Source organism: Sphingomonas sp. NFX23 (assembly GCF_049887795.1).
Taxonomy (GTDB): domain Bacteria; phylum Pseudomonadota; class Alphaproteobacteria; order Sphingomonadales; family Sphingomonadaceae; genus Sphingomonas.
Genome location: NZ_JAGEKH010000004.1, coordinates 246,917 through 272,934, shown reverse-complemented (window position 1 = coordinate 272,934; position 26,018 = coordinate 246,917). Strand labels below are relative to the sequence as shown.

General features: G+C 65.5%; 26 protein-coding genes and 1 other annotated feature. Of the genes, 18 read left to right on the top strand and 8 right to left on the bottom strand.

The genetic code is table 11. The features are described from left to right. Positions 1-65: 65 nt before the first annotated feature. Genes J4O76_RS12215 through rsmA form a run of 3 tightly spaced genes read left to right on the top strand, consistent with a single transcriptional unit; the run spans position 66 to position 3,398 of the window. The gene (locus J4O76_RS12215; RefSeq protein ID WP_426282089.1) at positions 66-1,556 is read left to right on the top strand and encodes a peptidylprolyl isomerase; all 1,491 of its coding nucleotides are present in this window, start codon (positions 66-68) and stop codon (positions 1,554-1,556) included. Continuing rightward, the gene (gene pdxA / locus J4O76_RS12210) at positions 1,534-2,571 is read left to right on the top strand and encodes a 4-hydroxythreonine-4-phosphate dehydrogenase PdxA (protein ID WP_426282088.1); all 1,038 of its coding nucleotides are present in this window, start codon (positions 1,534-1,536) and stop codon (positions 2,569-2,571) included. Before J4O76_RS12215 ends, pdxA begins: the two co-directional genes overlap by 23 nt. An 11-nt stretch (positions 2,572-2,582) precedes the next feature. Then, positions 2,583-3,398: a 16S rRNA (adenine(1518)-N(6)/adenine(1519)-N(6))-dimethyltransferase RsmA gene (gene rsmA, locus J4O76_RS12205; protein ID WP_426282087.1), complete on the top strand. Its 816-nt coding sequence runs from the start codon at positions 2,583-2,585 to the stop codon at positions 3,396-3,398. A 45-nt stretch (positions 3,399-3,443) separates the two neighbouring features. On the opposite strand, the gene J4O76_RS12200 is transcribed toward rsmA, so the two are convergent. The 3 genes from J4O76_RS12200 to guaB all read right to left on the bottom strand — a co-directional run bounded on the left by J4O76_RS12200 (position 3,444) and on the right by guaB (position 7,228). After that, positions 3,444-3,944: a tetratricopeptide repeat protein gene (locus tag J4O76_RS12200; RefSeq protein ID WP_183037968.1), complete on the bottom strand. Its 501-nt coding sequence runs from the start codon at positions 3,942-3,944 to the stop codon at positions 3,444-3,446. Between the two features lie 56 nt (positions 3,945-4,000). Next, positions 4,001-5,188: an RsmB/NOP family class I SAM-dependent RNA methyltransferase gene (locus J4O76_RS12195; RefSeq protein WP_426282085.1), complete on the bottom strand. Its 1,188-nt coding sequence runs from the start codon at positions 5,186-5,188 to the stop codon at positions 4,001-4,003. A gap of 582 nt (positions 5,189-5,770) precedes the next feature. Next, positions 5,771-7,228, bottom strand: coding sequence for an IMP dehydrogenase (gene guaB / locus J4O76_RS12190; RefSeq protein WP_426282084.1), 1,458 nt, complete (start codon positions 7,226-7,228; stop codon positions 5,771-5,773). Between the two features lie 132 nt (positions 7,229-7,360). Here guaB and J4O76_RS12185 point away from each other — a divergent pair, with 132 nt between their 5' ends. Together J4O76_RS12185 and J4O76_RS12180 are read left to right on the top strand one after the other, a co-directional pair. Further along, positions 7,361-8,329, top strand: coding sequence for an SPFH domain-containing protein (locus J4O76_RS12185; RefSeq protein WP_426282082.1), 969 nt, complete (start codon positions 7,361-7,363; stop codon positions 8,327-8,329). Beyond that, complete coding sequence (locus tag J4O76_RS12180) at positions 8,329-8,766, top strand: NfeD family protein (RefSeq protein WP_426282081.1); 438 nt, start codon at positions 8,329-8,331, stop codon at positions 8,764-8,766. The genes J4O76_RS12185 and J4O76_RS12180 overlap by 1 nt, the downstream gene beginning before the upstream one ends. 139 nt (positions 8,767-8,905) lie before the next feature. On the opposite strand, the gene J4O76_RS12175 is transcribed toward J4O76_RS12180, so the two are convergent. Continuing rightward, positions 8,906-10,516 (bottom strand): phosphoenolpyruvate carboxykinase, encoded by a 1,611-nt coding sequence (locus tag J4O76_RS12175; protein WP_426282080.1) that lies wholly within the window; start codon positions 10,514-10,516, stop codon positions 8,906-8,908. A gap of 180 nt (positions 10,517-10,696) precedes the next feature. On the opposite strand from J4O76_RS12175, the gene J4O76_RS12170 reads away from it, so the two are divergent. From J4O76_RS12170 to J4O76_RS12130, 9 genes are all read left to right on the top strand, one after another. Next, positions 10,697-11,404, top strand: a complete 708-nt coding sequence (locus J4O76_RS12170) for a response regulator transcription factor (protein WP_056058673.1) — start codon at positions 10,697-10,699, stop codon at positions 11,402-11,404. Beyond that, positions 11,373-12,956, top strand: a complete 1,584-nt coding sequence (locus J4O76_RS12165; protein ID WP_426282079.1) for a stimulus-sensing domain-containing protein — start codon at positions 11,373-11,375, stop codon at positions 12,954-12,956. Before J4O76_RS12170 ends, J4O76_RS12165 begins: the two co-directional genes overlap by 32 nt. Before the next feature lie 9 nt (positions 12,957-12,965). Beyond that, entirely contained in the window at positions 12,966-13,397 is a 432-nt protein-coding gene (locus J4O76_RS12160) for an HPr kinase/phosphorylase (protein WP_426282078.1), read from the top strand. After that, positions 13,394-14,308, top strand: coding sequence for an RNase adapter RapZ (gene rapZ / locus J4O76_RS12155; protein ID WP_426282077.1), 915 nt, complete (start codon positions 13,394-13,396; stop codon positions 14,306-14,308). Before J4O76_RS12160 ends, rapZ begins: the two co-directional genes overlap by 4 nt. A gap of 15 nt (positions 14,309-14,323) precedes the next feature. Beyond that, complete coding sequence (locus J4O76_RS12150; protein WP_056058662.1) at positions 14,324-14,731, top strand: PTS sugar transporter subunit IIA; 408 nt, start codon at positions 14,324-14,326, stop codon at positions 14,729-14,731. Beyond that, complete coding sequence (locus J4O76_RS12145) at positions 14,728-15,003, top strand: HPr family phosphocarrier protein (RefSeq protein ID WP_056481934.1); 276 nt, start codon at positions 14,728-14,730, stop codon at positions 15,001-15,003. The genes J4O76_RS12150 and J4O76_RS12145 overlap by 4 nt, the downstream gene beginning before the upstream one ends. A 106-nt stretch (positions 15,004-15,109) precedes the next feature. After that, positions 15,110-15,925, top strand: a complete 816-nt coding sequence (locus tag J4O76_RS12140) for a TrmH family RNA methyltransferase (RefSeq protein ID WP_426282076.1) — start codon at positions 15,110-15,112, stop codon at positions 15,923-15,925. 128 nt (positions 15,926-16,053) lie between these two features. Beyond that, a complete protein-coding gene (locus J4O76_RS12135) occupies positions 16,054-17,517 on the top strand; it encodes a L,D-transpeptidase family protein (protein WP_426282075.1) in 1,464 nt (487 codons plus the stop codon). 11 nt (positions 17,518-17,528) lie between these two features. Then, on the top strand, positions 17,529-17,873 hold the full coding sequence (locus J4O76_RS12130; protein ID WP_056058653.1) for a hypothetical protein: 345 nt from the start codon (positions 17,529-17,531) through the stop codon (positions 17,871-17,873). Positions 17,874-17,946: 73 nt separating this feature from the next. On the opposite strand, the gene J4O76_RS12125 is transcribed toward J4O76_RS12130, so the two are convergent. Next, positions 17,947-19,419, bottom strand: coding sequence for a SulP family inorganic anion transporter (locus J4O76_RS12125; protein WP_426282074.1), 1,473 nt, complete (start codon positions 19,417-19,419; stop codon positions 17,947-17,949). Between the two features lie 69 nt (positions 19,420-19,488). Continuing rightward, positions 19,489-19,544: a sequence feature (sul1 is cis-regulatory element that is thought to sense ions involved in sulfur or methionine metabolism; They are found in Alphaproteobacteria), on the bottom strand. Positions 19,545-19,694: 150 nt separating this feature from the next. Beyond that, positions 19,695-20,138, bottom strand: coding sequence for a DUF488 family protein (locus J4O76_RS12120; protein ID WP_120300206.1), 444 nt, complete (start codon positions 20,136-20,138; stop codon positions 19,695-19,697). A 58-nt stretch (positions 20,139-20,196) separates the two neighbouring features. Here J4O76_RS12120 and trmFO point away from each other — a divergent pair, with 58 nt between their 5' ends. Further along, a complete protein-coding gene (trmFO, locus tag J4O76_RS12115; RefSeq protein WP_426282073.1) occupies positions 20,197-21,564 on the top strand; it encodes a methylenetetrahydrofolate--tRNA-(uracil(54)-C(5))-methyltransferase (FADH(2)-oxidizing) TrmFO in 1,368 nt (455 codons plus the stop codon). Here trmFO and J4O76_RS12110 read toward each other — a convergent pair. Beyond that, positions 21,500-21,970 carry a histidine kinase gene (locus J4O76_RS12110; protein WP_426282072.1) on the bottom strand — a complete coding sequence of 157 codons (471 nt, stop codon included), beginning with the start codon at positions 21,968-21,970 and terminating at the stop codon, positions 21,500-21,502. The two genes, trmFO and J4O76_RS12110, sit on opposite strands and share 65 nt — an antisense overlap. Positions 21,971-22,035: 65 nt before the next feature. Further along, positions 22,036-22,689: a squalene/phytoene synthase family protein gene (locus J4O76_RS12105; protein ID WP_426282071.1), complete on the bottom strand. Its 654-nt coding sequence runs from the start codon at positions 22,687-22,689 to the stop codon at positions 22,036-22,038. A gap of 135 nt (positions 22,690-22,824) precedes the next feature. Here J4O76_RS12105 and J4O76_RS12100 point away from each other — a divergent pair, with 135 nt between their 5' ends. Genes J4O76_RS12100 through J4O76_RS12090 form a run of 3 tightly spaced genes read left to right on the top strand, consistent with a single transcriptional unit; the run spans position 22,825 to position 25,987 of the window. Beyond that, on the top strand, positions 22,825-24,687 hold the full coding sequence (locus J4O76_RS12100; protein WP_426282070.1) for a TadE/TadG family type IV pilus assembly protein: 1,863 nt from the start codon (positions 22,825-22,827) through the stop codon (positions 24,685-24,687). After that, positions 24,684-25,277 (top strand): TadE/TadG family type IV pilus assembly protein, encoded by a 594-nt coding sequence (locus J4O76_RS12095; protein ID WP_247599375.1) that lies wholly within the window; start codon positions 24,684-24,686, stop codon positions 25,275-25,277. The genes J4O76_RS12100 and J4O76_RS12095 overlap by 4 nt, the downstream gene beginning before the upstream one ends. Continuing rightward, positions 25,274-25,987: a TadE/TadG family type IV pilus assembly protein gene (locus J4O76_RS12090; RefSeq protein ID WP_426282069.1), complete on the top strand. Its 714-nt coding sequence runs from the start codon at positions 25,274-25,276 to the stop codon at positions 25,985-25,987. Before J4O76_RS12095 ends, J4O76_RS12090 begins: the two co-directional genes overlap by 4 nt. Positions 25,988-26,018 lie beyond the last annotated feature (31 nt).

Here is a 26,018-nt window from a genome sequence, read left to right as displayed (position 1 = left end):
ACTTTGAGGCAAACGTCGCCGGATATGCGCCGCCATGGCAATGACGGTGCGGATTACGGCGTGCGATGATGGGATACCGACACTTGAAGCATGATGTTCGACTGGCGGCGCGTGGCGGCCGTGTGATCGGTTCTGTGGTTCTGGCTGCGCTGGCAGCAGGCGCAATCGCTCAGGCGGTGCCTCCCAAGGCTGCGCAGGGCAAGCGCGGCGCGCGACCTGCGCCGACCCAGCCCGCTCAGGCCCAGCCGGCCCAGGCTCAGCCGGCGCCCTCGGCTCCGGGACAGACCGTCCAGGACCAGAGCGTTCCGGACAATACCGGTCTCGATATCCCGACCAACCTCCAGATCTTCGGCAAGGTCGATCCTAACGTCCGCAAGCCGACCGCGATCGTCAACGATACCGTCATTACCGGTACCGACGTCGACCAGCGCGTCGCCCTGGTGGCAATGGCAAACGAGGCGAAGCTGTCGCCCGAAGATCGCGAGCGGCTTAAGCTGCAGGTCCTGCGCCAGTTGATCGACGAGACGCTGCAGATTCAGGAAGCCAAGACCGCCGACATCACGATTACCCCTGCCGAGCTGACGCAGAGCTATGACGGCGTATCGAAGCGCTTCAATCGTACGCCGGTCGCGATGCGCGCCTATCTGCGCGAGTCCGGATCGTCCGAGCGGTCGCTGAAGCGCCAGATCGAGGGCGAGCTTGCGTGGCAGCGCTATCTGCGTCGCCGCGTCGAGCCGTTCGTCAACGTCGGCGACGAGGAAGTGAAGTCGATCATTGATCGTCTCCAGGCGGCCAAGGGTACCGACGAGTTCAACCTCAAGGAAATCTATCTCGCGGCGACCCCGGCGAACAGCCAGCAGGTCTATGCGAACGCCAAGCAGATCCTGCAGGAAATCCAGAAGGGCGCGCAGCCGTTCGAATATTACGCACGGCAGTTCTCGGAAGCGTCGACCCGCGCGGTCGGCGGCGATCTCGGCTGGATCCGTGCGGCGACCTTGCCGGCGCAGCTTGCCGAAGCCGCGACGACGATGCAGGTGGGCCAGGTTGCTGGGCCGATCGAGGTCTCGGGTGGCTATTCGATCTTGTACTTGACCGACAAGCGTCAGGTGCTGACTGCCGATCCGCGCGATGCCAAGCTCAGCCTGAAGCAGTTGACGCTGCGCTTTCCGCCGAACACCAACCAGGCACAGGCCTCCGCGCGTGCGCAGGCGTTTGCAAAGGCGACGCAGGAGTTGCGTGGCTGTGGTACCGTCGAGAAGGTCGCGGCCGGGATCGGCGCGGACGTGGTCGACAACGATACGGTGCGTATCCGCGATCTGCCGCCACAGCTTCAGGAAGTGATGCTGAAGCTTCAGGTCGGTGAGTCGAGCCCCCCGTTCGGGTCTGCGGAACAGGGCGTTCGCGCGCTGGTGCTGTGCGGTCGCGACGAAGCGGCTGGCGGGTCTGTGCCGAACTCCGAGCAGATCCAGGGTCAGCTCGAGCAACAGCGCGTCAATCTGCGTGCCCAGCAGAAGCTGCGCGATCTGCGGCGCGATGCCGTGGTCGAATATCGGTGATCGGATCGTGACCCGCATCTCGGCGCTGGCGGTGTCGATGGGCGATCCTGCCGGGATCGGGCCCGAGATCATCGCCAAGGCGTGGGATGCGCGCGAGACGCATGGCTTGCCGCCGTTCGTCGCGGTCGGCGATGCGCGGGCGATCGAGCGGGTCTGGGCTGGTCCGATCGCGCGCGTGACGGACGTGGGCGCGGCGGCGGCGGTTTTCGTCGACGCATTGCCGGTGCTGACCGTGGGCGATGCGGGAGCGATCGTACCGGGCGAGCCCGATGCGGACGGTGCGCGGTGTGCGCTGCATTCGCTGGAACTCGCTGTCGGTCTCGTCCGCACTGGCGCGGCGCGTGCGCTGGTGACCGGGCCGGTGTCCAAGTCGCAGCTGTACGCCATCGGCTTCACGCATCCGGGGCAGACCGAGTTCGTCGCCGAGCGCTACGGCGTCGCGGGGGACAATGCGGTGATGATGCTCGCGGGGCCGTCGTTGAAGGTGGTGCCGATCACCACGCACGTGCCGTTGAAGGACGTATCCGCGCTGCTCACGGTCGACCTGATCGTCGCCAAGGCGCGTGCGACAGCTCGGGGATTGCTGCGGAACTTCGGGATCGAGAACCCGCGGCTCGCCTTTGCCGGCTTCAATCCGCATGCCGGCGAGCAGGGCGCGCTGGGGCGGGAAGAGATCGAGATCATCGCGCCAGCGATCGCGATCCTGCGCGAGGAAGGCATCGATGCGACCGGGCCCTTTGCCGCGGACACGATGTTCCACCCCAGAGCCCGCGAGACCTACGACGTCGTGATGTGCTGCTACCACGATCAGGCGCTCGTCCCCTTGAAGACGATCCATTTCGACGAGGGCGTGAACATGACGCTGGGCCTGCCGATCGTGCGGACCTCGCCCGATCATGGCACGGCGTTCGCGATCGCGGGCAAGAATCTGGCCGAGCCCGGTGCGATGATCGCGGCGATCGCGATGGCGGGTGAAGCGGCGGACCGGCGCGCTCAGACCGCTGCCCAGTCGTGAGCGAGGCTGCAGTGACGGAGCTTCCCCCGCTGCGCGAGGTGATCGCGCGTTATGGACTGAACGCGAGCAAGGCGCTTGGGCAGAATTTCCTGTTCGACGGCCAGTTGCTCAAGCGCATCGCGGCGGTGCCGGGTGACCTTCAGGATGCCGAGGTGCTCGAAGTGGGGCCCGGCCCGGGCGGCCTGACGCGCGCATTGCTCGCGGCGGGTGCGCGGGTGACGGCGATCGAGCGTGACCGGCGGTGTATCCCTGCGCTGGCAGAGCTTGGCGAGGCGTATCGGGGGCGGCTGAGGGTAATCGAGGGCGACGCGATGGAAGTCGCCGCGCCGGCGCTGTTCGAGGGCAAGCCGCATATCGTGTCGAACCTGCCGTACAACATCGGCACGGCGTTGCTGGTGGGGTGGCTGTCGACGTCGTGGTTGCCGTGGTGGCAGTCGTGCACGCTGATGTTCCAGAAGGAAGTTGCCGAGCGGATCGTGGCGAAGACCAACGACGATCATTATGGGCGGCTGGCGGTGCTGGCGCAGTGGCGCTCGACTGCGCGGATCGCGATGCCGGTTCACCGGTCGGCGTTCACACCGCCGCCTAAGGTGATGTCGGCGGTGGTGCATCTGACTCCGGTCGAGGCGCCGGAGGGGGTGAATTTCGCGGTGCTGGAGCGACTGACGGGCGCGGCGTTTGGTCAGCGGCGGAAGATGCTGCGGCAGAGTTTGAAGGGCGTGCCGGGCGCGCTCGATGCGCTGGAGCGGATCGGAGTGGAGGCTACGCGTCGGGCTGAGACGCTTTCGGTTGCCGACTTCACGGCGTTGGCGAAGGCGGTCGGCTGATCTTCACGATCCTCCCCCGCCAGGGGGAGGATCAATGCAAGAACCTCAATCCTTCGCGGCTACCGGGGTCTTCTCGACTTGGGCCGTGGCGATCGGCGGGCCTTTCGCGATCACCGCCGCGAGTTGCGTCGCTTCGGGGCAGACACCCTTGCAGAGCGTGCGGATCTTTACGAGGTTGTCCTTCGCGCGGACCACGGCGCCCTTAGCAACCAGTGCCTCGCCCTGTCCCTTGAGCGCGGCGACGTCGTTGGGTTCGAGCAGCAAGGCCTCGCGGTACAGGCGGATCGCCTTGCCTGGCAGGTCACGTGTTTCTGCAACGCGGGCCAGCAGGAGGAACGCCGCCCGGTTGCGCGGATCGACCGCTACCGACGTTTCGAGCACATCGGTGGCACCATCTAGGTTGCCCGCGGCGACCAACGAACGGCCCTGCGCCAACAACTGCATCGAGCGCGCGTCGATCTGGGCGTCGGGGCGTTGCCCGCTAAGCGAAGTCGACACGCATACGACGGTCAGCGCGGCGGCAAGGGCAACGGACGAAAAACGCATCATCGTCTCCAGGCGGGATACAGGTTTGGCCGTGAGTTGAGCCATAGGTCGGCTGGCTAGCACGCAGCCCGGAGGCGCGCGACAAAAAAGCCGTCGGTGCCGTCGCGACCGGGTTCGAGGCGGACGCCGTGGCCGTGCTTCGCGCCGGCGGGGAGCGACAGGGGCTCGGTCGTCCAGCCGGGATGCGCGTTGAGGAACCAGGTGACCTGGTCGGTACCCTCGGCGTCGAGCAGCGAGCAGACGATGTAGACGAGCGCGCCGCCGGGCTTGACCAGTGTGGCGGCCACGGAGAGAACCTGCTGCTGCGTCGATTGCAGCCGCGAGACGCGGTCGGGGGTGAGCCGCCAGCGTGCCTCGGGGTTACGCCGCCAGGTGCCGGTGCCCGAGCAGGGGGCATCGACCAGCACGCCGTCGGCGCGACCGGCCCATTCGCTGAGCGCTTCGATCTCGCGCGTCGGGTTGAGCAGGCGGCTCTCGACGATCGTCGCGCCGGCTCTAGTTGCGCGTGGGGCAAGGCGCGCGAGGCGGTTGCGGTCGGTGTCGCAGGCCAGGATCACGCCTTCGTTCTTCATCGTCGCCGCGAGTGCGAGCGTCTTGCCGCCGGCGCCGGCGCAGAGATCGACGATCCGTTCGCCGGGCTTCGCCTGCATTGCCAGGCCGACGAGCTGGCTACCTTCGTCCTGCACTTCGAGCGCGCCTTCGTTGAAGAGCGGGAGTGCTTCGACGTTGGTGCCGGTCGGGAGGCGGATGCCGTCGGGGGCGTGGGGGGTAGCTTCGGCTTCGGGGAGCGCGGCGAGGACGGTCGCGCGGTCGGCGATCAGCGTGTTGACGCGGAGATCGAGCGTGGCACGGCCGGCTAGGTCGGTGAGTGCGGCGCCGTCGAGGCCGGAGGCGCGGAGGGCCTTGCTCAGCCACTGCGGCGCGACGCCGGCGCGAGCGCGCGGTTCGTCCTTGGCGATCGGGGCGGGCGCATGGGTGGAGCCGTCGAAGGTCGCGGCGACTTCGGGGTCTGCGTCGGCGACGAGGAGCATCGCGGTGCGACCGTTTTCGGGGCGGTCTCCGGCCTTGCGGATCGCGGCGTAGACGAGTTCGCGGACGGCGCGGCGGTCCTTGGAGCCGGCGTAACGGCGGGTCGCGAAATAGCGGGCGATGAGCGTGTCTGCGGCGGCGCCGGACTCGCGGGCGGCGGCGATGATCTGGTCGAGGAGTTCGATCGCGGCCTGGGTGCGGGCTGGGGGAGTCACTTCTGGGCTCCCGACTTCGCGTGGGTTCGGGGGGAGGCTTGGTACGGAGTGTTCGTCATCATCCCCTCCCCTAGCCCCTCCCGCGGGCGGGAGGGGAATAATTTCGGGGCTTGGGTTCGGGATCGTGGTGGCTCCCGCCCTCTTGCTCCGTCATCCCGGCGGACGCCGGGACCCATGGTTGCGGTTTGGGTTGTGGTGGCGCGCTGTCGCTGGGTCCGCCGTGTCCATGGGTCCCGGCGTTCGCCGGGATGACGGATGGAGGCGGTGGGACGACGGAGGGGGCGGCGGTCTGTGAGTTAGCCTGCGGCCTGTGGAGCACCGCCCACGCAAATATCGTTCGTCATTCCCACGCAGGCGGGGATCCATATTCTCGAACGGTTGCGATCTTCGGAGCGTTAGCCAGTATGGGTTCCCGCCTTCGCGGGAATGACAGGGAGCGTGAGAGCTAGCCGCGACCCGCTCCCCTCCCTGAAAGGGAGGGGTTGGGGGTGGGTTGGCTCGTTTTAGCCACCGGCAGACGAGCTTGGGGAAACCAACCCACCCCCGGCCCCTCCCTTTCAGGGAGGGGAGAAGTTCCCGCCTTTACCGCGTCGGGTAGTTCGGCGCTTCCCGCGTGATCGTCACGTCGTGGACATGGCTCTCCATCAAGCCTGCACCCGTAATCTGCACGAACTCCGCCCGCGCCTGGAGATCCGAGATCGTCGCCGAGCCGGTATAGCCCATCGCCGCCTTGATCCCGCCAACCAGCTGGTGGACGACGTCTCGTGCCGGCCCCTTGTACGCGACCTGTCCCTCGATCCCCTCGGGGACGAGCTTCAGCTGATCCTTGATGTCGCCCTGGAAATAGCGATCCGCCGACCCGCGGCCCATCGCGCCGACCGAGCCCATCCCGCGGTACGATTTGTACGCACGGCCCTGGTACAGGAACGTCTCGCCAGGTGCCTCGTCGGTGCCCGCGAGCAGCGAGCCGATCATTACGGTCGACGCGCCGGCGGCGAGCGCCTTCGCCATGTCGCCCGACGTGCGAATGCCGCCGTCGGCGATCACCGGCACGCCGGCCTTGTGGCCCGCCTCCGCGCAATCCATCACCGCGGTCAGCTGCGGCACGCCGACGCCAGCGACCACCCGCGTCGTGCAGATCGAGCCTGGGCCGATACCGACCTTGATCCCGTCCGCGCCCGCGCCGATCAGTGCGCGCGTCGCTTCGGCAGTGGCGACGTTGCCCGCCACCACCTGCACCGAGTTGGACAGCTTCTTGACGCGCTCGACCGCGCGGCCGACATCGCGGTTATGGCCGTGCGCGGTGTCGATCACGATCAGGTCGCAGCCGGCGTCGACCAGCTGTTCGGTCCGGTCGAAGCCCTTGTCGCCAACCGTCGTCGCCGCCGCCACGCGCAGGCGGCCCGCCTCGTCCTTGGTGGCATCGGGGAACATCACCGCCTTCTCGATGTCCTTGACGGTGATCAGCCCGACGCAGCGATACTGCGCATCGACCACCAGCAGCTTCTCGATACGCCGGGCGTGGAGCAGGCGGCGCGCCTCTTCCTTGCCGACTTCGGTCGAGACGGTGGCGAGGTTCTCGTGCGTCATCAACTCGCTGACGGGCTGCTTTGGATCGCCCGCGAAACGCACATCGCGATTGGTGAGGATACCGACGAGCTTGCCGTCCGCTTCGACCACCGGGATGCCGCTGATGCGGTGGCCGGACATGAGGGCCTGCGCCTCGCCGAGCGTCGCGGTCGGTTTGATCGTAATGGGGTTCACCACCATGCCCGACTCGAACCGCTTGACCTGACGGACCGCGATGACCTGCTCTTCGACGGTCAGGTTGCGGTGGAGCACGCCGATGCCGCCGAGCTGTGCCATGACGATGGCCATGTCGGCTTCGGTGACGGTGTCCATTGCCGAGGACAGGATCGGGATGTTGAGCGCGATGCCGCGCGTCAGCTGAGTCCGGGTATCGGCCTGGCTTGGCAGCACGTCCGATTCCCCCGGATACAGGAGGACGTCGTCGAATGTGAGGCCGAGGCGGATATCCATGAGAGCTGCCGTTCCTGGGTGTGAGGTGGCGCGCCATGTAACCAAAGGCGCGGCGTACGGCTAGGCCTCATGTCTGGCTCCAGGGGGCGCCCACGTGCTATAGCGGTGCGATACACGGATGGGGATTGTTCGATGGGCCTGATCGTTGCCGCGCTCCTGCTGGCGCTGGTGCTGCTGTACCTCTTCACCAGCATCAAGATCGTCCACCAGGGCTATCAATACACGATCGAGCATTTCGGCCGCTTCACCACGGTCGCGCGGCCCGGCTTCAATTTCTACCCGGCGTTCTTCTACCGCGTGGGACGGAAGGTGAACATGATGGAGCAGGTGATCGATATCCCCGGCCAGGAGATCATCACCAAGGACAATGCGATGATCTCGACCGACGGGGTCGTGTTCTTCCAGGTGCTCGACTCGGCGAAGGCGGCGTACGAGGTGTCGGACCTGTACCAGGCGCTGTTGCAGCTCACGACGACCAACCTGCGCACCGTCATGGGATCGATGGACCTCGACGAGACGCTGTCGAAGCGCGACGAGATCAACGCGCGGCTGCTCAACGTGGTCGATCATGCGACGACGCCGTGGGGGGTGAAGATCACGCGCGTCGAGATCAAGGACATCCGCCCGCCGGCCGACATCGTCAACGCGATGGGGCGGCAGATGAAGGCGGAGCGCGAGAAGCGGGCGAACATTCTGGATGCGGAGGGTTCGCGGGCTTCGGAGATTCTCCGCGCCGAGGGGCAGAAGCAGGCGCGGATTCTCGAGTCCGAGGGGCGCAAGGAATCGGCCTTCCGCGATGCCGAGGCTCGCGAGCGGGCTGCTGTTGCTGAGGCTTCGGCGACGCGTGCGGTGTCTCAGGCGATCGAGGAGGGTGGCGCGCAGGCGATCAATTACTTCATCGCGCAGAAATATGTCGAGGCGATCGGGAAGTTTGCGACCTCGCCCAATGCGAAGACGATCCTGTTTCCGGTCGAGGCTACTCAGTTGATGGGGACGCTTGGGGGGATTGGCGAGCTGGCTAAGGATGCGTTGCGCGATGCGACTGCTTCGCCGCCGGCCAAGCCCGCGGCTCGGGGCCCGTTCGAGTTGTCGAAAAGCTGATGGACGCGATCGGGGCGGCTGGCGCTTGGCTGATCGCGGCGCTGGTGCTGGGGATCGCCGAGCTGGCGGTGCCGGGAGTGTTTTTGGTGTTTCTCGCGATTGCTGCGGGGGTTACCGGGGTGGCGGTGTACGTGTTGCCGGATTTGCCGGTGGCGGCGCAACTGGCGGCGTTCGGGGTTTGGAGCGCGGTTACCGTGCTGATCGGGAAGCGCTGGTACCGGGATTATCCGGTCGAGGGCGGGGATCCGATGTTGAACGATCGGTCTGCTCGGCTGGTGGGTCAGGTCGTGGTGGTGGATACTGCGATCGCTGGCGGGCGTGGACGCGTGCTGGTGGGCGACGGCAGTTGGCCGGCTCGGGGTGAGGATGCTGCTGTCGGAGCGCGCGTTCGGGTAACGGCGGTCGTCGATGGTGAGGTGGTGGTGGAGGCGCGCTAAACCCTCTCCCTACAGGGGAGAGGGAAGCCGCGTGGCGGCGCGGGTGAGGGCACGCCAAGCGGGACCGTGCCCTCACCTTCCCACCCGACTGCGTCGTGCGGGCCCCTTCCTCTCCCCCGAGGGGGAGAGGAGTTTAAAGTTACGCCGCCTCTTTCACCTTTGGCGCTGCCTGCCGGACGCCTTCGTCGACATGCTCGGCGAACTGGGCGAAATTCTCCACGAACAGGTCGACCAGCTTGGCCGCCGTCGCGTCGTAGGCGTCCTTGTCCGCCCAAGTCATCCGCGGATCGAGGATCGCGCTGTCCACGCCGGGCACGCTCACCGGCACCTGGAACCCGAAGTTCGGGTCCGTGCGGAACTCGGCGTCGTTGAGGCTCCCGTCTAGCGCCGCATTCAGCAACGCCCGCGTCGCCTTGATCGGCATGCGGTTGCCGACGCCGTATTTGCCGCCGGTCCAGCCGGTGTTGACCAGCCAGCAATCCACGCCGCCCTTCGCGATCCGCTCCTTGAGCAGATTTCCATACACCGACGGGTGCCGCGGCATGAACGGTGCGCCGAAGCAGGTCGAGAAGGTCGCATCGGGCTCGGTCACGCCGATCTCGGTTCCCGCGACGCGCGCCGTGTACCCCGAGAGGAAGTGATACATCGCCTGGTCGGGCGTGAGCTTGGCGATCGGCGGCAGCACGCCGTACGCGTCGGCGGTCAGCATGACGATGTTGCGCGGCACGGGCCCCATGTTCTCGGCCGACGCATTCGGGATGAAGTCGATCGGATACGCGCCACGGCTGTTCTCGGCGAGCGTGTGGTCGTCGAGGTCGAGCAGACGCGTCGCCGGGTCCATCACGACGTTCTCCAGCACCGTGCCGAACCGCTTGGTGGTCGCGAAGATCTCCGGCTCGGCATCGGCCGAGAGGCGGATCATCTTGGCGTAGCACCCGCCCTCGAAATTGAAGACGGCGGTGTCGGACCAGCCATGCTCGTCGTCGCCGATCAGCGTGCGGCTGGCATCGGCCGACAACGTCGTCTTGCCGGTGCCCGACAGGCCGAAGAACACAGCGGTGTCGCCGTTCGCGCCCATGTTCGCCGAGCAGTGCATCGGCATCACGCCGGTCGGCGGCAGCAAATAGTTGAGGAGGCCGAACACCGACTTCTTCATCTCGCCGGCATATTTCGTGCCGCCGATCAGGATCAGCTTGTCGGTAAAGTTGACCGCGATCACCGTCTCGCTGCGGCAGCCGTGGCGTGCGGGATCGGCGCGGAAGCTCGGCAGGTCGACGATCGTGTAGTCCGCGATGAAGTCCTTCAGCGCCGCCTGCTCGGGGCGGACCAGCATCGTCCGGATGAAGAGGTTATGCCACGCCAGTTCAGTGACGACGCGGACGTTGACGCGGTGATCGGGCTGCGATCCACCGTACAGGTCCTGCACGAAAAGCTCGTCCTTGGCGGCGAGCGCGGCGAAGAAATCCTCCTTCAGCGCGGCGAAATGCGCGGGCTCCATCGCCTTGTTGCTCTTGCCCCACCAGACCGTCGCGTCGGTCTCGGCATCGCGGACGATGAACTTGTCCTGTGCCGAGCGCCCGGTATGCGCGCCGGTCTCGACGACCAGCGGGCCGTCCGCGGAAAGCGTCCCCTCGCCACGCTCCAGCGCCGCCTCGACGAGCTGCGCGGTGACCAGGTTCCAGTGTAAATTGGCGCGGGTTTCGATCCCCTGCGCGGATAGGCCGACGGCCGGAATACGCTCGCTCGACACGGGCTCTCTCTCCTAAGTTTAATCGCATACGTATGTATGTCGTTGCGGCCGGCTGTACGGGGCAGTTTTCCACCGGTCAAATCCACTGATCTGCAGCGCCGTCCCGATACGGCTCTAGTTGAGTGCGGCGGCGGTTTGCCCTACGCCGACACGCCAACGACCGAGGCGAACCAACCCAACATGACGGCAACGATCGCGCTGGTCGACGACGACCGCAACATCCTGACCTCCGTGTCGATCGCTCTGCAGACCGAGGGCTTCGTCACGCGCGTCTATTCGGACGGCGAGACGGCGTTGAAGGCACTGACCGACAACCCGCCCGATCTCGCGGTGTTCGACATCAAGATGCCGCGGATGGACGGACTCGAACTGCTCCGTCGCTTGCGCGAGAAGAGCCAGATTCCCGTGATCTTCCTGACCAGCAAGGACGACGAGCTCGACGAGGCGCTCGGACTCGCGATGGGCGCCGACGACTATATCGCCAAGCCGTTCTCGCAGCGTCTGTTGATCGCCCGCATTCGCGCGATCTTGCGGCGTACCGAGCTGACGCAGTCTCCGGGCACCGAGACCGAGGCGGAGGCAGCAGGGCCGCTCGATCGCGGGCGGCTCAGCATGGACCCGGCGCGACATCGGACGCTGTGGGGTGGCGAACCAGTTACGCTGACGGTCACCGAATTCATGATCCTCGAGACGCTCGCGCAGCGGCCCGGGATCGTGAAGACGCGCAACCAGTTGATGGATGCGGCGTACCAGGACGATATCTATGTCGATGACCGGACCATCGACAGCCACATCAAGCGACTCCGCCGCAAGTTCCGGCAGGTCGACCCAGCCTTCGACGCGATCGAGACATTATATGGTGCCGGGTATCGATTTTCTGAGGAATGAGCTGGGCGTCGACGGCCGCGATCTCACGCTGCGGTGGTCGGGGCAGATCTCGCTCACGCGGCGTATCCTGGCCGTCAACATCTTCGCGCTGCTCCTGCTGGCAGGCGGGTTCTTCTACCTTGATTCGTATCGCAGCCGGGTAGTCGACAACCGTGTCGCGCAGACGGCGCGTGAAGCACGACTGATCGGCGAGGCAATCGCCGCGGTCGATCCGGCGTTGCGCGATCCGCTGGTGTTGCGGCTTGCACGCGATACGGGGTCGCGGATTCGACTGTTCGATGCGGCAGGGCGGACGGTCGCCGACAGCCGCGCGCTTGGCTTGCGCAACTTCGTGCTGATGGATCCGGACAAGGAAGACTGGGACCAGACGATCGCCCGGTTTCTCGACGCATCGATCGACGTGATCGTGATGGCCCCGCGGCCGCCGCTGTACCGGGAGCGTAGCGGTGCACAGCAATGGCCCGACGTGAGCGCAGTCCGCGGCCGCAGCGCCGTCTCCACGACGGTCTGGCGCGCGCCCGACCGCACGCCCGTGCTGACCGCCGCCGCGCCGCTCAGCGCCGGCGGGGTCGTGATGACCACGGTCAATGCGCGGGACATCACAAAGACGGTCCGGATCGAGCGGTTCCGGCTCAGCATGGTACTGCTCGGCGTTTCCATCGTCTCGGTCCTGCTGTCGCTGTTCCTCGCCCGCACGATCGTCCGCCCGCTTCGTCGCCTTGCACGAGCCGCGGTGCGAGTCAGGTTAGGTCGTGCACGTGAAGTCGTCGTGCCGCGCCTCCCCTCGCGCCGTGACGAACTCGGCATGCTCGCGCGCGCCCTCTCCGACATGAGCCTCGCACTGCGCGCCCGCATCGATGCGACCGAGGCGTTCGCCGCGGACGTCACGCACGAGATGAAGAACCCCCTCGCCTCGCTTAGGTCGGCGGTGGAGGGATTGTCGCGCGTGAAGGACCCCGCGCTCCAGGCGCAGTTGCTCGCGATCGTTCGTGACGACGTCCAGCGGCTCGACCGGCTGCTCTCAGATATCTCCGAAGCCTCGCGACTCGACGCGCAACTCAGCCGCGCCAAGTTCGAACCGGTCGACATCGCCGCGATGATCGACGGGCTGGTCACACAACGTGAAGCTCGCGGGGTCGAGCGCGGCATCCGCCTCCGATTTGATCGCAACCCCGACGATCGAACGGTCATACTCGGCGAAGGCGCGCGGCTCGAACGCGTGTTCGAGAACCTGATCGACAACGCGCTGTCCTTCTCGCCCGACGCCGGCCTGATCGCGATCTCCGCCATCCGCGAGGGCGAGGACCTCGTCATCCGTGTCGAGGACGAGGGTCCCGGAGTACCCGAGGAGGCGCGCGAGGACGTCTTCAAGCGCTTCCACTCGGTCCGCCCCGACAGCGAGACGTTCGGCCAGCATTCCGGGCTAGGCCTCGCGATCGCCCGCACGATCGTCGACGGCCACCAAGGCGCGATCTTCGTCGAATCGCGCGAGGACCGGCTCGATGGCGCGCGCTTCGTCGTAAGGCTACCGCTCGCCGAATTGCCGGAGTAAGGACACCGCGTGGTCGTCCCCTCCTCCGACAGGCTCCACGCCACCACGGTCGCCATCGACGGCATGGCCGTGATGATCGAGGGCGCGTCGGGATCGGGCAAGTCCGACCTCGCGTTGCGCCTGATCGATCGCGGCGCAATCCTCGTCAGCGACGACCAGACGTTAGTGGTCCGCGACGGCGAAACCTTGCTCGCACGTGCGCCGACGAAGATCGCGGGACGGATCGAAGTCCGCGGGATCGGCATCCTCGCCATGCCCTATGTAGAGGACGTACCGGTCGCCCTGCTCGTACGCGTCGATGGCGCAATCGAACGGATGCCCGAACGTAGCATCCGTAACATCGCCGGAATCGACGTCCGCGAGGTCGCGATCGCCCCCTTTGAAGCCTCCGCCCCGATCAAGGTCGAACTCGCATTGCGCAATCCGGAGCCCATAGAATGACGCGTCCTAAGGACATCCTTCTCGTCACCGGCATGTCGGGGGCGGGCAAATCCACCGTCCTCAAGACGCTGGAGGATCTCGGCTGGGAAGTCGTAGACAACCTCCCGCTGTTGCTGCTCGACCGTCTGCTCGACGCGCCGCTCCCCGAAGGATCGACCAACGACTCGCAGCCGCTCGCGATCGGTATCGGCGCCCGCACGCGCGACTTCGATCCCGAACGGATCGTCGGCCGCATCCGTGATCTCCGCGACCGTCATGGGCTCGAGATCGGAATGCTGTTCCTCGACTGCTCGGGCGCCGAACTTGAACGCCGCTATTCCGAGACCCGCCGGCGTCATCCGCTCGCGCTCGATCGCCCGGCGAACGACGGGATAAGCCGCGAGCGCGAGCTGCTCGCGCCACTTCGCGACTGGGCGAACCGGCTGATCGACACGACCGACATGGCTGCCAACGAACTCGCGCAACAGATCCGCGCGAGCTTTGCGGGCGGGGAACTCGGCGCGCCGACGCTGTCGATCCGCTCGTTTGGTTTCGCCCGCGGCCTGCCCCGCAACGCCGACCTCGTGTTCGACATGCGGTTCCTGCGCAATCCGCACTGGGATCCCGACTTGCGGCCCGGCACCGGGCTCGACGCCGACGTGTCCGCCTACATCATGGACGACCCCGCCTACGAAGCCGCGGTGAGTCGGATCGAGGAGCTGCTGATGCTGTTGCTTCCGCGCTACAGGGCGGAAGGCAAGTCGTATGTCACCGTCGCGTTCGGGTGTACCGGAGGGAGACACCGGTCGGTCCACGTCGCCGACCGCGTGGCGCGACGGTTGCGCGACGCGGGATTTTCCCCCAGTATCGCACACCGCGACCTGGGGGCCGCTCCACAAGATGCGCTCGAAGGATCACCGGTCGTCTTATGAGTATGAAACGCTGACATGATCGGCCTTGTTCTGGTAACGCACGGTCGATTGGCCGAGGAATTCGTTCGCGCGATGATCCACGTCGTCGGCCCGCAGGAACGCGTCGCGCCAATCGCGATCGGTCCCGACGACGACATGGAGGAGCGTCGCGCGGATATCGCCGCCGCGATCCAGGCAGTCGATGTCGGTCGCGGCGTGATCGTGCTGACCGACCTGTTCGGCGGCACCCCCTCCAACCTCGCCATCTCGCTGATGGAGCGCGGCCGGATCGAGGTGATCGCGGGCATGAACCTGCCGATGCTGATCCGGCTTGGCTCGGCGCGCAAGTCGATGACCGTCGTTGCGGCGGTCGCGGCGGCGCGTGAGGCCGGGCGCAAATATATTTCGGTAGCCTCCGAGGTTCTCGGCGAGGCTGCGGCGTGAGCGAGGTCTCTCGTACCGTCCAGATCACCAACCGCCGCGGGCTCCACGCGCGCGCGAGTGCCAAGTTCGTGACGCTCGCGTCTTCGCATCCGGTCGAGGTCAGCGTGACCAAGGATGGGTCGGATCACGTCACCGGCACCTCGATCATGGGATTGATGATGCTGGGTGCGGCGATGGGCGACGCGATCACGATCAGCGCGAGCGGCGATGGCGCGGAACATACCGTCGCCGCGCTCGCCGAACTGGTCGAGGCGAAGTTCGGCGAGGATTGACCGTCTTTCTCCCCTCCCGCTTGCGGGAGGGGTCGGGGGAGGGCATGAGCGACGGCGTGTTTACAAACCCCTCCCCAACCCCTCCCGCAAGCGGAAGGGGCGCTAGATGCCCCGCGAGATAACCGCCTTTTCGAACCCGCTGATCAAGTACGTCCGCGACCTGCGCGACAAACGGCATCGGCGTGCGGCCAAGCAGTTCCTCGCCGAGGGTCTGCGCATCCTCACCGAAGCGCGCGAGACGGGACGTTTGCCGCGTACTTTGTTCTACGCAGCGGCGAGTGCGAACCATCCCCTCGTCCACGCGCTGTCGATGGACGTCGAGGATGCCGGCGGTGATTCGATCCAGACCACGCCTGACATTCTCTCGAAACTGTCCGGCAAGGATAACCCGCAAGCGGTCGTCGGTGTCTTCGACGAGTTCGACGCGACGCTCGAAGACCTCGATCGCACGACGTCGGGCATCTGGCTGGTCGCCGAACGGTTGCGCGATCCGGGCAATCTCGGCACGATCCTGCGCACCGGCGATGCGGTCGGCGCGGGCGGGCTGATTTTGATCGGCGAGTCGGTCGATCCCTTTTCGGTCGAGGCGGTGCGCGCCAGCATGGGAGCGCTGTTCACGATTCCCGTCGTGAAGACCGAGTGGGAGCCCTTCCATACCTGGCTGCGCACCGGTTCTGGCCAACTCGTCGGCCTCAGCCTCGACACCGACACGGACTACAGGGGAGCGACCTACACCGGCCCGACCTTCCTGCTGACGGGTAACGAAGCGCAGGGCATGCCGCCCGAGATGGCCGAGGCGTGCGACGTGCTGGTCAAGATCCCGATGCTGGGCAAGGCGGACAGCCTCAACGCTGCGGTCGCGACCGCGGTGATGGCCTATGAAGTGCTGGCCCGGCAGGAAAAATCCCCTCCCCTGGCCTGAACCGTTAATTTTGCCCGATTGGCGATGCTTAGCGAGTCCGGTTCAGCTAAGGGAGAGCTACGTCGTGCGAAAGCATCGACCAGATACAAGACAGGACGATTATGGCTCGCGGTTTCGATGATGGACGAATGAAGACTGGCGTGATCCGGTCGGTGCTCGCGGCAACACCGCTGTTGATGGCGACCGCGTCGTTCGCGCAGGTTACGCCGCCGCCGGTCGTCACGACCGCGCCTGCTGCAATGCCGACGTCGACGCTGGCGCCGCCGGTGATCACCGTGCCGCCGCTGAGCGATACGCAGGCCGCGCTGCTCGACAGGCTGCTCAATGGCGATATCGTTGCACAGGGCCTGAAGTCGGCTGCAACCGCGTCGACCACCGCGCCGAGCAAGGACGAACTCGTCCGTGCGGCACTCGATCATGCGCGCGCGGTGCATGCCGGGCGGCTGAACGAAGCCGACTTCCAGAAGGATTGGGGCCTGCGTCCGCCGGCGTACGATCCGACGCCTGCCTTTGCCGATGCCGTGCGGCTCGACCGGATCGCGGCATGGTTCGCATCATTGCCACCGCCTTATGCTGGGTATGACGGCCTGCGGAAGGGCCTCCAGAATTATCGTTCGATCGCGTCTGCGGGCGGCTGGGCACCGCTGGCCTCCGGTCCCGATTTCACGATCGGCGCGACCGGCCCTCGCGTGATCGCGCTGCGCAAGCGTCTGGCGGCGGAGGACAAGGACGTCGCGACCAGCGGCGACCGGTTCGACGCGCCACTGGTGGAAGCGGTACGCCGCGCGCAGCGTCGCTATGGCCTCAACCCCAGCGGGATCGTCTCGACGCAGACTCTTGCCGCGCTCAATGTATCCGCCGGCGACCGCGTGCGTCAGATCATGGCGAACATGGAACGCTGGCGCTGGCTGCCGCAGGACCTGCCGCGCGACCGTATCCAGGTGAACATCGCCGCGGCCGTGCTGACGGTGTTCGACGGCGATACGCCGGTGCAGTCGATGCGCGCGGTGACGGGGCGTCCGGGCGACGAGACGCCGATGCTGTCCTCGACGATCCACAGCATCGTGATCAATCCGCCGTGGAACGTCCCGACGTCGATCGCGACCAAGGAGCTTTGGCCAAAGGAGCGTGCCAACCCGGGCTATTTCAAGCGCAACGGCATCAAGGTGATCGACGGCACGCGGCTTCAGCAGCAGGCCGGCGACCAGAGCGCGCTGGGCCGGTTCAAGTTCGATTTCGCCAACGACTATTCGGTCTATCTCCACGATACGCCCAGCCGTGCGAAGTTCGCGAGCTTCAGCCGACTTGCGAGCCATGGCTGCGTTCGCCTTGAAAAGCCTGCCGAACTCGCCGACCTGCTGCTCAAGGGCGATCCGTCCTGGACGCCCGAGATGGTCGACGCCGCAGTCGCCAAGGGTGACACGGTCCGCGCCCGCTTGGTAAAGCCGGTATCGGTCTATCTGCTCTATTGGACCGCGTTTGCCAGCGGCAACGGGCAGATGAACTTCCGCGCCGACCCTTATAACTGGGATGGCACCCTCGCTTCCAAGATCGAGGCGCGCACTGCACGCCAGACGATCGCCGCTCGTTGAGAGGACCAGACATGACGATTTCCAACCGCACGCGTACCGCCATTGCCGGCGGCCTGCTCGCCGCGATGGCCATGGCCGGCTGCTCGCGCTCGGAGCCCGACCAGCCGCCGACCGATACCAACATGGTAGAGGATACTGGCGTGACCGAGTCCGAAGCCGCGCCGACGCCCGCTCCGGCGCCGGTCGAGACTGCACCGGTCGAGACTCCCCCGACGGTGAACGCCGTCGAGCCCGAACGCGAACCACCGGTCGCGCCCGACGAGCAGATGCGCGACGATGCCGATGCGACAGGCATGACCGCGCGCGTAACTCGCGATGAGGCACCGGTCGAGAACGACACCGTTCCTCAGCAGTAAGCAAAACTATTCTACAGCAGCGGCTTGGCAGCCTTACCTCGGTGAAGCTGCCAAGCCTCTACGTTGCTGGACATTAGTCGAGCAGCAGGGGCGCGTGGCGATCGACCAGCGTTTCGCTCGCCGTGTTGAGCCCGACGACTTTGACGATCGTGCCGTGACGCCGCAGCTTCGCCACCACATCCTCCAGCGCCGCTACAGCGGTGACATCCCATAGATGCGCGCTCGTCAGGTCGATCCGCACTGCGCGAGCAGTCTCGCGAAGATCGAAGCGATCCGCGAAGATGTCCGCGCTGGCGAAGAACACCTGACCGCCGACACGGTAGATCCGCGTGTCGCTCGCCGCGTCGTGCTCGACCGTAACGTCCATCAGCCGCGTGACCTTCCAGGCGAAGAACACGCCGCTGAGCAACACGCCAACACCGACGCCCAGCGACAGGTCGTGCGTCGCGACGGTGACGACGACGGTCGCGACCATCACCACGCTCGACATCTTGGGATGCCGCGCAAGTTCGCGGATCGAGCTCCAGGAGAAGGTGCTGATCGACACCATGATCATGATCGCAACCAGCGCCGCGACTGGCACCTGCGCGACCCATGGCCTGAGCGGCACCATTACGACCAGCAGGAACACGCCGGCGACGAGCGTCGACAGCCGCCCTCGCCCGCCGTAGCGCACGTTGCCGACGGTTTGCCCGATCATCCCACAACCGGCGATGCCACCGAACGCGCCCGCGGCGATGTTCGCAAGCCCGAGCCCGGTGCACTCGCGCGCCTTCGAGCTGGTGGTTTCCGTCAGGTCGTCGACTACGCTCGCCGTCATCATCGACTCGAGCAACCCGACGGCGGCCATCGCCAACGCATAGGGAGCAACGATCCGCAGCATGTCCCAGTTGAACGGCACGTCGGGCATCCCGAACGACGGCAGCGTGGAGGGCAACTTGCCGAGATCGCCGACCGTCTTCAGCGGCATCGGCACCCACATCGCGATCGCGGTCAGCACGACGATGCAGATCAGCGGTGACGGGATGGCGTTCGAGATGCGCGGCATGAGGTAGATGATCGCGAGACCGCCGGCGATCATAGCGTAAGCCTGCCAACTGACGCCGACCATCTGGGGGACCTGCGCGGAGAAGATCAGGATCGCGAGCGCGTTGACGAACCCGGTGCGGACCGACTTCGACACGAACCGCATCAGCACGTCGAGCTTGGCGAGCCCGAACGCGATCTGGAGAGCGCCTGCGAGCATCGTCGCAACCAGAAGATATTGCAGGCCGTGAGCGTGGACCAGCGCGGCCGCGACCAGCGCAACGGAGCCGGCCGCGCCGGAGATCATCGCGGGGCGCCCACCCGCAAACGCGATGACGATGCCGATCACGAACGACGCGAACAGGCCGACTTCGGGATCGATGCCCGCGACGAACGAGAACGCGATGACCTCGGGGATCAGCGCGAAGGTACCGACCATCCCGGCGAGGATGTCGCGGCGCGCGGCCGTCGGACCGCTGAACCATTCGGCTCGATAACGAGAAAAAGATAAGGATGTCATGGATGTATCCGCATAAGACGCAGAACCGCGGCGCTGTCTTGGCAGGCGGTTACTTCGGAGGCGTCGTTGCGTTGTCCGGCGGATCGGCGGCCGGAATAGCCACCCGGAATTGCACCGGGTCCAGGGCGAATGGGTGCTGGTTAGCGGCGCTTGGGGCTCAATGCAACGTTCGGCCCAGAACCCCCGCCCGTCATCCTGACGAAAGTCGGGATCCATTACCCTGGATCCTGACTTTTGTCAGGATGACGGATCGTTTGAAGCGAGTTCGACCTTTCCTAGGTGAACAGATCCACCACCTCGGCCCCCTCGCCTACCGCCTGCAGCAGTAAGGTACGGTGGCAATGGCAGGGATCCCGTTCGTAACAGAGCAGCGCGCTGGGCTTCTCCGCCGCCAACCCGAGCATGATCGCCGCAGCAGCCTGAGCCTCGGGCAGGTCGAGCTGTTCGTCATAGACCGCGGTCAGGGTCGCGACGTCGCCCTTCTTGGCCGCATCGCGCCCGCGCTTCGGCGTTCCGAGCGCCTTCAGGTGCACGTAATCGATCTCTACCTCGCGTAACGAAGCGGCAAGCGAGGTCTTCGAAAACCCTGGTCGTCGCGACAACGGAAGCGCCCGAACATCGATCACCCGCTCCACCCCCGCCGCCTTCAATGCCGCGAGGAAATCGGCCATCGTCGTGGCCTCATAGCCGATCGTGAAGATCTTCGTCGGGTCTGTCATGCAGACGAAGTGGTATTGCGGACCTGACACGGCAAGCGTCCGACGCTATCTGAGCCGAATGACCCACGATATCCATGTCATCGGCGGCGGGCTCGCCGGTTCCGAAGCCGCCTGGCAACTCGCCGAAGCCGGCCTCAAGGTCCGCCTGTCCGAAATGCGCGGCAGCGGTGAAGAAACGCCTGCGCACCAGACCGACGGCCTCGCCGAACTCGTCTGTTCGAACAGTTTTCGGTCGGACGATGCCGAAGCCAACGCGGTTGGGCTGCTCCATCAGGAGCTGCGCACGCTTAACTCGCTGATCATGCGGCAGGCGGACATTCACCGCGTCCCCGCCGGCTCCGCGCTCGCCGTCGACCGCGACAATTTCTCGGCCAGCGTGACGGAGGCGATCGACCAGCATCCGAACATCACGCTTGTCCGCGAACGCATCGACGCATTGCCGGATGGCCCGACGATCATCGCCACCGGTCCCCTCACCGCCGCCTCGCTTGCCGCGGGTATCGGCGCGGAGACCGGCCGTGAGGCGCTGGCGTTCTTCGACGCGCTCGCGCCGATCGTCCACCGCGATTCGATCGACATGGACACGGCTTGGTTCGCGTCGCGCTGGGACAAGGGCGAGGGCAAGGACTACATTAATTGCCCGATGGACAAGGACCAGTATCTGGCCTTCCACCAGGGCCTGATCGACGGCGAGAAGACCCCGTTCAAGGAATGGGAGAAGGACACGCCCTATTTCGACGGCTGCATGCCGATCGAGGTGATGGCGGAGCGCGGCGTCGATACGCTGCGCTATGGCCCGATGAAGCCGGTCGGGCTCGACAATCCGAAGACCGGGCGCTGGCCGCACGCCGTCGTCCAGCTTCGCCAGGACAATGCGCAGGGCACGCTGTGGAACATCGTCGGCTTCCAGACCAAGATGAAGCACGCCGACCAGGTCCGCCTGTTCCGGACGATCCCCGGGCTGGAGAATGCCGAGTTCGCGCGGTTGGGCGGGCTGCACCGCAACACCTTCATCCGCTCACCCGAACTGCTCGACGAGACGCTGCGGTTGAAGTCGCGTCCGAACATCCGTTTCGCCGGGCAGATCACCGGCTGCGAGGGGTATATCGAGAGTTGCGGGATCGGCATGCTCGCGGGGCTGTTCGCGGCGGCCGAACTCACTGGCAAGACTCTGACGCCCCCGCCCTACGCGACTGCGCTCGGCGCGCTACTGGGCCACATCACCGGTGGCGCCGAGGTCGAGACGTATCAGCCGATGAACGTCAACTTCGGGCTGTTCCCGCCGATCACGGGCCGCACGAAGAAAGCGGATCGCAAGCGGATGTACACCGATCGCGGTCGAGCGGCGCTCGCAGAGTGGCTCAACTCTCCTCGGCAACAGGCTGAGCCGGCGGACAATTCACCCGAGCTGGCCCCTTCCGCTTGACCGCCGTCGTGGCAAATTCCGGGGCGGTCATCGCGCCGGATTTGTCACGGTCGGCGTCCGCGAACTTGGTCGTCGCCTTCACTGCCCATTCGTCGAACGACAGCTTGCCATCGCCATCGACGTCCAGCCGCGCGTAAGCCTTGCGCCGCTGGACCAGATATTCCTCGCGCGTGATCTTGGCATCGCGGTCCTTGTCGTAGCGATCGAACCGCTTCTGCTCGCGGGTCTTGTCGGTCGCCTCGGGGGCGGCATCGGGTAGCGGATCGGACGCGCCCGCGGCGCCGCTCACCTGCGCCATCGGCTGAGCCGGTAGCAGCGGACCCGGCCGCGCCTTCCCGCTAAAAAACATGAACCCCGCAGCAATCAACGCGATCACCGCCGCCCCACCCGCCAGATACCGCCACATCGCCGCCGCCCCCATTGCCCAGCGCGCACGCTAGGCCTCGCCGCAGACGATCCCCATCCGATTGGTCAGTATCCGGTCAATCTGTGCCACGCCAACCGCGCCACGCGCTTCGGGCTGCCGGGTCCAGCGGCTCCGGACGTCATGTCGAACCGGGCTGACACGGCAAGCGCCCCCAGAGCGCGCGCCGATGAAGGCCATCGTCCCTGCAAAGCTTGATCGAGCGCCTCGCTCGCCCGAATACGGGCCAAATCCCGGCCCGCGGTTTCCGTCAGCTTCTGCGCGAGATCTGCCAGCGCCCACCCCTCTCCCGCGAGGCCGATCCGGTCGTCGCTTACCGCCACGATCGTCGCCGCAAGATCGAACAGACGCCGTCCACGATCGCGTGCGAAACACTCGATCGCGCCTGCATCGAGATCGGGCTCGAGCAGCGCTTCCCAACCATCGGTCAACTTGCCCAGCATCGCGCCGGATACACCGAATGGCAGTACCTCGTGCTGAAGTGCCACCAGCACGGGTTCGGTGGGCGCCGGAGCCGTATCGAGACGGCCGAGCGCTTCGTACCACCATGTCAGCCGCATCTGGCCGATGATCGGCTCGCGCGTCGTTCGGACGATTGCCCCCAGGGTTTCGTCGAGCGAAAACAGCGTTTTGAGCGCCTGACGGGTTTCTGGGGGGGCATAGCTGAGCGCAAGCCTTTGCTCGGGATTGGGCGATATCATCCCGACGCAATAGCGAAGCGGAGGGAGCACCGCATCTATTCCAGGTTTCGTTAACCATGTTCCTTGAGCCGGGCTTACCGGATCGTCGCGCAAGGAGGCAGCGTGGTCGATACCGATCGACGTCAGGGACTTAGCATGCGCATCAATCACAGCAAACGGGCGGATACGCCGACCACCGTGCTGGGCCGGCTGAGAACGGACGTCCGCGGCAATACGCTTGCGATCATGGCGGCGTCGCTGATCCCGTTGGCGGCGCTGGCGGGATCGGCGATCGACGTGGCGCGCATGTATGTGGTCAAGGTAAGGTTGCAGCAGGCGTGCGATGCCGGCGCACTTGCCGGTCGCAAGTTCATGACGAGCAGCAACGCCACCACGCTCGACTCGACTGCAACAGCGCAGGCCAACGCGTTCTTCAAGAACAACTTTCGGTTGGGCTGGCTGGGTACGAAGACTGCGGATTTTACCCCGTCCAAGACGTCTGATCAGCAGGTTGCCGGCATCGCCAAGTCGGTCGTTCCGATGACGATCATGAAGATGTTCGCGGCGCCGGACGTGACGCTCACCGTGACGTGCGAAGCGCGGTACGACGTGGCCGACACCGACGTCATGTTCATCCTCGACACGACCGGGTCGATGACCTGCGCGCCTTCCGAGACGGGTGGGTGCACTATGACCAGCGAAACATATACCCGGCCTGACGGATCGCCGGGCTATTCCTATACGGAAAAGCCCAGCTCACGGATCGTCGCGCTCCGGAACGCCGTGATGGTCTTTTACGACACGCTTGCCGCCAATGCCGATCCGTCGACGCATATCCGCTATGGCTTCGTCCCCTACACCTCGACGGTGAACGCCGGGGCGGCAATCATGGCGACCGACCCCAATTACCTCGTCAAGAATTGGGCCTATCAGTCGCGCCGGATCGTCGGGGACGACGCGGTCGGCAATCCGCGGTCGTCGAGTACCACGAGGACGTCACAGGCCAACTGTACGGCGGCGGGAGGCCGGTACCCACCGACCGGATACAACAGCGCGGGCGAAGCGCTGGTTCGCAGATCCAGTTGGGGATCCTCCAATGGCGGCACGTGCACCGTATCGGAACAGACGGTCGTTCCGCTGTGGCGCTATGCCAAGACGCCCTTGATGGACGTATCGCGGTATGTTGCCGGTGACTACGTCGCCGATCCCAGCAAGCTGAACGGCCCCAACGACAATCGGTGGCAGGGATGCATCGAGGAACGCGATACGACGCCGAGTACGTCGTTCGATCCCGCGAACCTGCCTGACGATCTGGATCCCGACTACGTCCCCGACAGCGACGCTACGCGCTGGAAGCCTTTATGGCCGCAGCAATATTACTACCGGTACGATTACGACAGCATCGATGTCGGCGACCGCGATTATCCTGGATATTTCCCGAATTACGGTGGTGATCCCGCGTTTCTGAAGTCAGGTTACGTGTCGTGCGGCAAGCCGGCGAGGAGGCTCGCGCCGATGAGTCGTAACGATGTCAGCGGTTACGTGAACGCCGCGGACTTTCGGGCCATCGGGGGCACGTATCACGATACCGGCATGATATGGGGCATGCGTTTCATATCGCCTACCGGCATATTCAAGGACGACACGGCGGCTTGGCCCGGCCGCAACGCCCCTAACCGGTATATCGTGTTCATGACCGATGGCGAGATGTCGCCGAATTCCGATGTCTACGGGATGTACGGAGTGGAGCGTTACGATCAGCGGGTAACCGGCGGCAACTATGCCGATACGGCCGATTATAAAGCGCGGCATAACGCCCGGTTCCTGGCGGAATGCGACGCCGCGCGGGCTCGCAACATCCGGGTCTATGTCGTGGCGCTGGGTGATGCCATCACTAACGAGGAAAGGGCTTGCGCGACCACGACCGCGATGGCGTTCGCGCCTAAGTCGGACAAGGATTTGCGGGATGTCTTCCAGAATATCGCGACGCAGGTTGCGATGCTGCGGGTGTCCAAGTGACCCGGCGCCGCAAGGTCTCGTCGCTTGCACTCGATCGGACCGGTGCGACGATCATCGAGTTCGCGATCGTCCTTCCCGTCATGCTGGCGATGATCATGGGCCTGGGTGAGCTGATCTATCAGACTTATGTCCAGTCCATTCTCGACGGTGCGCTGCAAAAGGCCGGGCGGGATTCCGCTATCCAGGGTGGTTCGGAGAACACCGCGGTCATCGATTCCAAGGTGGCGACGATGGTGCAGAGTATCGCCGCGCAAGCGACCTTCTCCGCGACCCGCAAAAGCTACGCCAGCTTCAGTTCGGTCAATCCGGAACCGTTTACGGATACCAACGGCAACGGCGTCCGCGATCCCAAGGAATGTTTCGACGATATCAACGGGAACAACACCTATGATCTCGATCCAGGCAAGACTGGTCAGGGCGGTGCCGACGATGTCACGCTGTATACGGTCACCGTCGTCTATCCCCGCCTGTTTCCGGTCATGAGTTTCTTCGGGGTCGCGCCAACCCAAACGATCCGTGCCAAGACCCTGCTCAAGAACCAGCCCTATGCGACGCAAACCACGATTACGGTAAAGTCGGTATGCACATGACCAGGATCGCACGCGTTTGCCGATCGGCGCGCAGGTTTTCGGGCGACCGCTCGGGGCTCGCGCTGCTCGAGTTCGCTTTGTCGATGCCGATCGTTCTCGCGCTCGGCCTGTACGGCGTAGAGACGGCAAATCTTGCGCTGGCAAATCTGCGCATCAGCCAGATGGCGCTGAACCTCGCCGACAACGCGTCTCGCGTCGGCGTGCAGAGTTCGCTAGCGACTGAGCAACTCCGCGAGGTCGATATCAACGACGTTCTGGCAGCGTTGCGCAACCAGGGCGCGGCGATGAAGCTATCGACGCGGGGGCGCGTAACGCTATCGAGCCTGGAGGAACAGAACGGCAATCAGGTGATCCACTGGCAGCGCTGTCTGGGACTGAAGTCAGGGGCTGGCTATGCATCGAGCTATGGCGCCACGTCGGCGACCGACGGCACTGATGCTACTCCCGCCAACGATGGCATCGTATCCGCCGGGGGCATGGGCGACGCAGGCGCCAAGGTCATCGCGCCGCCGAATTCAGGGCTGATGTTCGTCGAGATAAACTACGACTATATGCCGGTCGTGGGTACCGCCTGGCTGCCGAGTGGTGCCACTAAGCTCCACTATATCGCGTCGTTCATCGTCAGGGACAGACGGGATTTTTCCCAGATCTTTAATCCCGCGCCCGCAACCGCCGCAATCCGATCGACCTGCGACAAGTTCACGACCTGACGGCGGCATGCGCCGGGGTTCCTTGCAGAAC

Excerpts from the sequence above, each read along its gene's own strand:
- J4O76_RS12110 (WP_426282072.1), bottom strand. The coding sequence starts at position 21,970 with ATGTGGCGGTATCTGGCGGGTGGGGCGGCGGTGATCGCGTTGATTGCT.
- J4O76_RS12105 (WP_426282071.1), bottom strand. The coding sequence starts at position 22,689 with ATGATATCGCCCAATCCCGAGCAAAGGCTTGCGCTCAGCTATGCCCCC.
- J4O76_RS12200 (WP_183037968.1), bottom strand. The coding sequence starts at position 3,944 with ATGCGTTTTTCGTCCGTTGCCCTTGCCGCCGCGCTGACCGTCGTATGC.
- rapZ (WP_426282077.1), top strand. The coding sequence starts at position 13,394 with ATGACGCGTCCTAAGGACATCCTTCTCGTCACCGGCATGTCGGGGGCG.
- J4O76_RS12130 (WP_056058653.1), top strand. The coding sequence starts at position 17,529 with ATGACGATTTCCAACCGCACGCGTACCGCCATTGCCGGCGGCCTGCTC.
- J4O76_RS12165 (WP_426282079.1), top strand. The coding sequence starts at position 11,373 with ATGGTGCCGGGTATCGATTTTCTGAGGAATGAGCTGGGCGTCGACGGC.
- J4O76_RS12215 (WP_426282089.1), top strand. The coding sequence starts at position 66 with ATGATGGGATACCGACACTTGAAGCATGATGTTCGACTGGCGGCGCGT.
- guaB (WP_426282084.1), bottom strand. The coding sequence starts at position 7,228 with ATGGATATCCGCCTCGGCCTCACATTCGACGACGTCCTCCTGTATCCG.
- J4O76_RS12185 (WP_426282082.1), top strand. The coding sequence starts at position 7,361 with ATGGGCCTGATCGTTGCCGCGCTCCTGCTGGCGCTGGTGCTGCTGTAC.
- pdxA (WP_426282088.1), top strand. The coding sequence starts at position 1,534 with ATGCCGTGGTCGAATATCGGTGATCGGATCGTGACCCGCATCTCGGCG.
- trmFO (WP_426282073.1), top strand. The coding sequence starts at position 20,197 with ATGACCCACGATATCCATGTCATCGGCGGCGGGCTCGCCGGTTCCGAA.
- J4O76_RS12180 (WP_426282081.1), top strand. The coding sequence starts at position 8,329 with ATGGACGCGATCGGGGCGGCTGGCGCTTGGCTGATCGCGGCGCTGGTG.
- J4O76_RS12100 (WP_426282070.1), top strand. The coding sequence starts at position 22,825 with ATGCGCATCAATCACAGCAAACGGGCGGATACGCCGACCACCGTGCTG.
- J4O76_RS12135 (WP_426282075.1), top strand. The coding sequence starts at position 16,054 with ATGAAGACTGGCGTGATCCGGTCGGTGCTCGCGGCAACACCGCTGTTG.
- J4O76_RS12120 (WP_120300206.1), bottom strand. The coding sequence starts at position 20,138 with ATGACAGACCCGACGAAGATCTTCACGATCGGCTATGAGGCCACGACG.
- J4O76_RS12140 (WP_426282076.1), top strand. The coding sequence starts at position 15,110 with ATGCCCCGCGAGATAACCGCCTTTTCGAACCCGCTGATCAAGTACGTC.
- J4O76_RS12150 (WP_056058662.1), top strand. The coding sequence starts at position 14,324 with ATGATCGGCCTTGTTCTGGTAACGCACGGTCGATTGGCCGAGGAATTC.
- J4O76_RS12170 (WP_056058673.1), top strand. The coding sequence starts at position 10,697 with ATGACGGCAACGATCGCGCTGGTCGACGACGACCGCAACATCCTGACC.
- J4O76_RS12090 (WP_426282069.1), top strand. The coding sequence starts at position 25,274 with ATGACCAGGATCGCACGCGTTTGCCGATCGGCGCGCAGGTTTTCGGGC.
- J4O76_RS12125 (WP_426282074.1), bottom strand. The coding sequence starts at position 19,419 with ATGACATCCTTATCTTTTTCTCGTTATCGAGCCGAATGGTTCAGCGGT.